Origin of the sequence: Pseudogracilibacillus amylolyticus (SeqCode), from assembly GCF_051918545.1 — a bacterium.
In the GTDB taxonomy this organism is placed as follows: Bacteria; Bacillota; Bacilli; order Bacillales; family Amphibacillaceae; genus Pseudogracilibacillus.
In genome coordinates, this window is sequence record NZ_JBPPZG010000231.1 from 1 (window position 1) to 5,792 (window position 5,792).

Below are 5,792 nucleotides of genomic sequence, written 5' to 3' on the forward strand. Positions count from 1 at the left end.
AAGTCAGCTACAGATTGTTCATTTTCATCAAGTACTTGATCAACAATCTCACGTAATTGTCCTTCATCTGAAATTTGCACAAGTCCTTTGTCTTTCACATATTTCTCAGGATCAGTTCCATTTTCCACAAGTTCTGCAAACACTTGTTTTGCAATTTTTGACGAAATCGTTCCATCTTCAATGAGCTTGATCATTTTTGCTAATCCTTCAGGTGTAATCGCAAGATCGTGAAGCTCTTTTAAATGCTTATTCATATATGCAGAGATATCTCCCATGAGCCAGTTGGAAGCTTGTTTTACATCTGCACCTAGTTTAACCGTTTCTTCAAAGAAATCAGCCATTTCTTTTGTCGCTGTCATAACTCCCGCATCATATTCTGGTAAGTTCATTTCTTCTACATACCGTTTTCTTCGTGCATCAGGTAACTCAGGAATTTCTTTTCGAATTCGTTCTTTCCATTCATCATCAATGTATAAAGGGACGAGATCAGGATCTGGTAAAAATCGGTAATCGTCGGCACTGCCTTTTACACGCATTAAAATTGTCTTTTTTGATTTTTCATCATAACGACGTGTTTCTTGCTCAATTACGCCACCCTCAGATAATATCTTCGCTTGACGTTTCTCTTCATATTCGAGTCCTGCTCGGACAAATGCAAACGAATTTAAATTTTTTAGCTCCGTTTTTGTTCCGAATTCTTCTTGTCCAACTGGGCGTAGAGAAATATTGGCATCACAACGAAGCGAGCCTTCTTCCATTCGAACATCGGACACACCAGTATACTGAATGATGCTTTTCAATTTTTCTAAATACGCATACGCCTCTTCAGGTGAGCGGATATCAGGCTCTGAAACAATTTCAATTAACGGTGTACCTTGACGGTTATAATCAACGAGAGAGCCATCGACTGCGTGGGTTAATTTTCCCGCATCTTCTTCTAAGTGAATACGTTCAATACCTATTCTCTTTTTATTCCCATCGACTTCAATTTCAATCCAACCATTTTCCCCAATCGGTTGTTCATCTTGAGAAATTTGATAAGCTGCTGGATTATCTGGATAGAAATAATGTTTTCTATCAAACACTGTTTCAGAAGCAATATCACAATTTAGAGCCATTGAAGCTTTCATACCAAAATTCACAGCTTCTTCATTTAATACTGGTAATGTTCCCGGATATCCCAAATCTTTTGGATTTATATTGGAATTCGGTTCACTACCGAAAGCATTTGGACTTGATGAAAATATTTTTGACTTCGTTTTTAATTCAACATGGACTTCTAATCCAATAACTGTTTCAAATTTCATTCTTCGGCACCCCCTGTTTCTGGACGCTTTTTATGATGATTTGTCGCTTTTTCATACGCATATGCGGCACGATAAACTGTTTGTTCGTCAAAATGTTTACCGATGATTTGTAACCCTAACGGCAAGCCTGCCTCCGAAAATCCTGCTGGTACAGAAAGTGCTGGAAGTCCTGCTAAATTTGCAGGGACAGTTAGTATATCACTCGTATACATTTCTAACGGATCTCTAATTTTCTCATCAAATTTAAACGCAGCTGTTGGTGTGGTTGGACCAAGAATAATATCATATTGTGCGAACGCCGCATTGAAGTCATTTTGAATTAACGTACGAACTTTTTGAGCTTTTCTAAAATAAGCTTCATTATTATCCCCAGTCAAAACGGTTGTTCCCATTAAAATTCGCCGTTTTACCTCTTCGCCAAAACCTTCTGTCCGTGATTGTTTAAACATATCGATCATATCTTTCGCATTATCCGAACGATTACCGAAACGAACTCCATCAAATCTTGCAAGGCTTGAAGAGGCTTCTGCATTTGCAATTAGATAATAGGTAGCATCCGCATATGCCAAATGTGGTAGAGAAACTTCATCCCAAGTTGCACCTAAAAGTTCAAACATCTGTAGAGCATTTTGAACAGATTCTTTCACTTCATCAGAAACACCTTCACCTAAAAACTCTTTTGGCACAGCAATTTTCAGACCTTTGATATCTTCCGAAAGTGCATCTAAGTATGAAGGAATTGTTTGATTACTGCTTGTTGAATCATTTTTATCATGACCTGCAATGACTTCTAATACCCGTGCATTATCTTCTACCGATCTTGTTAAGGGACCAATTTGATCAAGCGATGGTGCAAAAGCAACCAGGCCGAAACGTGAAACAAGACCATATGTAGGCTTCATCCCGACAAGTCCACAAAAAGAAGCTGGCTGACGGATCGAACCTCCCGTATCTGTTCCAAGCGTAAACATAACTTCCCCAGCAGCTACTGCAGCAGCAGATCCCCCACTTGACCCACCTGGTACGTGATCATGGTTCCACGGATTTACCGTTTTCTTAAAGGCGGACGTTTCAGTAGATGAACCCATTGCAAATTCGTCCATGTTTACTTTCCCAATCATTAGTGAATTTTCATTCGCTAACTTTTCAGTCACGGTTGCATCGTATAGAGGATCGTCAAAATTCGCGAGCATCTTACTTGCACACGTTGTCCGAATTCCTTTTGTAACAATATTGTCCTTAATGGCACCAGGTATTGCAGCTAATTTTTTGTCATAGCCATTTTCTTTATCAATTTGTTTCGCTTTTTCCAGTGCGCCTTCTTTATTTAATGTTAAAAAGGCTTTAATATCGTCATCGACTTTTTCTATTTGTTCAAAGGCCATTCCAGCCAACTCTTCTGCTGAAATTTCTTTTTTATGTAACATGTTTTCAATTTGTTTGATCGTAACATTATATAAACTCATTCTCTAACCTCCTTAATCCATAATTGCAGGCACTTTAAATTGACCATTTTCTTGATCCGGTGCATTATTTAGTGCTTCTTCCCTTTTATCCCATTGCTTCGGTTCATCTGCACGTAATACATTTTTATTTTGATTGCCGTTAGTAGTCGGTTTTACGCCATCCGTATTAATTTCGTTTATTTTCTCAGTAAATGACAATATTTCACTCAACTGCACAGCATAATTTTTTGCTTCTTCATCTGACAATGCCAAGCGTGCTTGGTCTGCTGTACGTTGGATATCTTCCTTCGTAATTTCTGCCATTTCTTTCACCTCCAAAAAATCTTTAAACAATACTGTTCATTCTTCAGAATTTATGATCAATGTTTATTAGAAAACTTGGCTTATCGCCAATCCTTGGCGAAAGCCTTAGTTGCACTTATGCAGTAAGAAAGTTTTTTACTTTCTTATCTGCTTAATAAAAGTTACAACACCCTTGATAATATCAGAAAAACCGACAGAATAGCAACTAATCGCTATTGTTTGGCCTAAGCATAATGACGAATTTTGTTATCATTTTAATATTTTTAACAGAAAAATTAGAATGACATATAATCCAGGACATTAAAACTGCATCTGGATTATATGTCATATACTTACTTTTACTTTCTATTTTAAGATCTTTCTTGTTGAAGCAGTCGTTCCGTCTCTTCAAATTCTGCCTCGATTTCATCATTCTTTTTATAAGTTAAATTACTGACAATCACGGTAACAATCAAGTTTAAAAGAAACCCTGGAACAATTTCATACAACGTATCTGTAAGTGGAGAGTTCCCCCAAATCATTACTGTAACTGCTCCAACTACCATTCCAGCAATTGCACCACTTGCCGTTATTTTTCTCCAATATAATGATAACAGAATAATTGGACCAAAAGACGCACCAAAACCTGCCCATGCAAATGAAACAAGCTTTAAAATTGTTTTCGTCTTTGCCCAAGCAAAAATTAAAGCTACGATCGAGACGAAAAGAACCGATATCCTTCCAAGAAACACATACCTTTTATCAGAAGCATCTGAATTAATTACTGCTTTGTACAGATCCTCAATTAATGCGGAAGAGGTAACGATTAGCTGAGAGGAGATTGTACTCATAATTGCAGCAAGAACGGCAGCGAGCATTATTCCAGCAACAAATGGATGGAAAATAATTTGTCCCAGCTCGATAAACACTGCCTCACTGTCTGTAAGAACAGCCGTTGGATTTTGGCGAAAATATGCGATCCCGATCAACGCTGTTAGAACTGCTCCGACTAAACTGAGAATCATCCAGCTGATTCCAATTCTTCTTGCCTGCGTTGTTTCTTTAACTGAATTTATTGCCATAAATCTAACAATAATATGTGGTTGTCCGAAGTACCCAAGCCCCCATGCTAAAGCAGAAATAATTACAAGATATGAAGCACCGGAAACCAAACTTAATAATTGGGGATCAACTTCACGGATTGTATTAACCGTTTCACCTACCCCTCCAGTAAGGAACACACCAAATATTGGCACTAATATTAAAGCTAAAAACATAATTAATCCTTGAACAGCGTCTGTATAACTAACCGCAAGAAATCCTCCGAAAAGAGTATATGCGATGACGACAATAGAAACGACTAACAGGCCAGTATGATAAGATAATCCAAATGAACTTTCAAAAAAGACTCCTCCGGCCACCATTCCAGATGAAACATAAAAGGTAAAGAAAACTAAAATAATGATCCCAGAAGCAATACGCAAAATTCTGGAATTGTCCTTTAATCTATTTTCTAAATAACTTGGTATTGTAATAGAGTCATTCGATACTTGTGTATATACCCTTAGTCGTGGAGCTACAAATATCCAATTTAAGTAAGCTCCAGTAGTTAGCCCGATAGCTATCCATGCTTCTACAAGACCAGCCATATATATTGCCCCTGGAAGCCCCATAAGTAGCCATCCCGACATATCAGCAGCTCCAGCACTAAGCGCAGTAACTGCAGGACCAAGCGAACGACCTCCAAGCATATAGTCCGTTAAATTCACTGTACGACGATATGCGTACCAGCCGATTAATAACATTCCGATGATATAAATAAGAATGGCAATAAGCTGATAAATATGATCAGTTGACATAAAACCCACTCCTTTAAATATTTATCACTATTTCATAAAAATTACCGAAACTCATATACATGCGTATTGTAATCAATTGAGATAGAAATATACTTCATAACAGTGGCGTTGCATAAAAAAATCTCCAGCTTATCAAACATTTATGCTTATAACCATTAGTTGATTTTAGAATAATTGACCATGATATTGAGTTAGGGATTTGGACAGAACTACCATAGCCTAATTATAAGATTTTTTCATAGAAATTGGTAGTGAAAATCCAATTATTTGCAATCTCCCCCCATCTAACTAGGTTGACTTTCACTTAAAAAGAAAGCGACTGACTTCACAACCGATAAGTAATCTTGAATATTCCGCTCGTGAATTTTTTCCGTTGCTATTCATTCCATTTATCAATTCCAACGACTTTATACTGTCCCCATTTTCCTATTAATATTGTAATAACTAGTTCATCTCTTGGTTTAAATGTTCCAAAACGATCCGCTTGTTTGATATGTTCAAGCCCATAATCCACATAATGAATATCATGATCTTGGTCATAGTATTGATAAGTCCCTTTTAATACATACGCATCTTCTTTTGTTGTTTCTATTTTTTCAGTAGCTGCATGACGAACTCGAAATACTCCTGTTTTATCCTTTTCAAGTAATACATAAACAGGTGTATTATAGTCTATCGGCATAGAGGTTTTCCATCTGTCGGCTTGAATTTTATTAATATCATATTCAACATACATGTCACCATCAATAAAATCACCATATACCGGAAATTCAGGAGATAATGTTTGGATTTTTATTTCATAACCTGTTCGGTCGATTTTTTCAAATTGATACGTCAAAAAAACAATGACAATAACTTGCAATAGGATGATTAGATAA

The 5,792-nt window shown here is 36.9% G+C and carries 5 protein-coding genes; all 5 read right to left on the reverse strand.

The window, feature by feature from the left end; translation table 11 throughout:
- A partial coding sequence (gene gatB, locus ACPYKA_RS18100) for an Asp-tRNA(Asn)/Glu-tRNA(Gln) amidotransferase subunit GatB (protein ID WP_479543605.1) occupies positions 1–1,307 on the reverse strand: 1,307 nt, incomplete at its 3' end.
- Entirely contained in the window at positions 1,304–2,773 is a 1,470-nt protein-coding gene (gene gatA, locus ACPYKA_RS18105; RefSeq protein ID WP_479543606.1) for an Asp-tRNA(Asn)/Glu-tRNA(Gln) amidotransferase subunit GatA, read from the reverse strand. The genes gatA and gatB, both read right to left, overlap by 4 nt.
- Positions 2,774–2,785: 12 nt before the next feature.
- Positions 2,786–3,076 carry an Asp-tRNA(Asn)/Glu-tRNA(Gln) amidotransferase subunit GatC gene (gatC, locus tag ACPYKA_RS18110; protein ID WP_479543607.1) on the reverse strand — a complete coding sequence of 97 codons (291 nt, stop codon included), beginning with the start codon at positions 3,074–3,076 and terminating at the stop codon, positions 2,786–2,788.
- 350 nt (positions 3,077–3,426) lie between these two features.
- The gene (putP, locus tag ACPYKA_RS18115) at positions 3,427–4,914 is read right to left on the reverse strand and encodes a sodium/proline symporter PutP (RefSeq protein ID WP_479543608.1); all 1,488 of its coding nucleotides are present in this window, start codon (positions 4,912–4,914) and stop codon (positions 3,427–3,429) included.
- 376 nt (positions 4,915–5,290) lie between these two features.
- Positions 5,291–5,792: GDYXXLXY domain-containing protein (locus ACPYKA_RS18120; RefSeq protein WP_479543609.1), on the reverse strand; the 502-nt coding region annotated here is incomplete at its 5' end.

Coding starts and splice junctions, on each gene's coding strand:
- putP (WP_479543608.1), bottom strand. CDS start 4,914: ATGTCAACTGATCATATTTATCAGCTTATTGCCATTCTTATTTATATC.
- gatA (WP_479543606.1), bottom strand. CDS start 2,773: ATGAGTTTATATAATGTTACGATCAAACAAATTGAAAACATGTTACAT.
- gatC (WP_479543607.1), bottom strand. CDS start 3,076: ATGGCAGAAATTACGAAGGAAGATATCCAACGTACAGCAGACCAAGCA.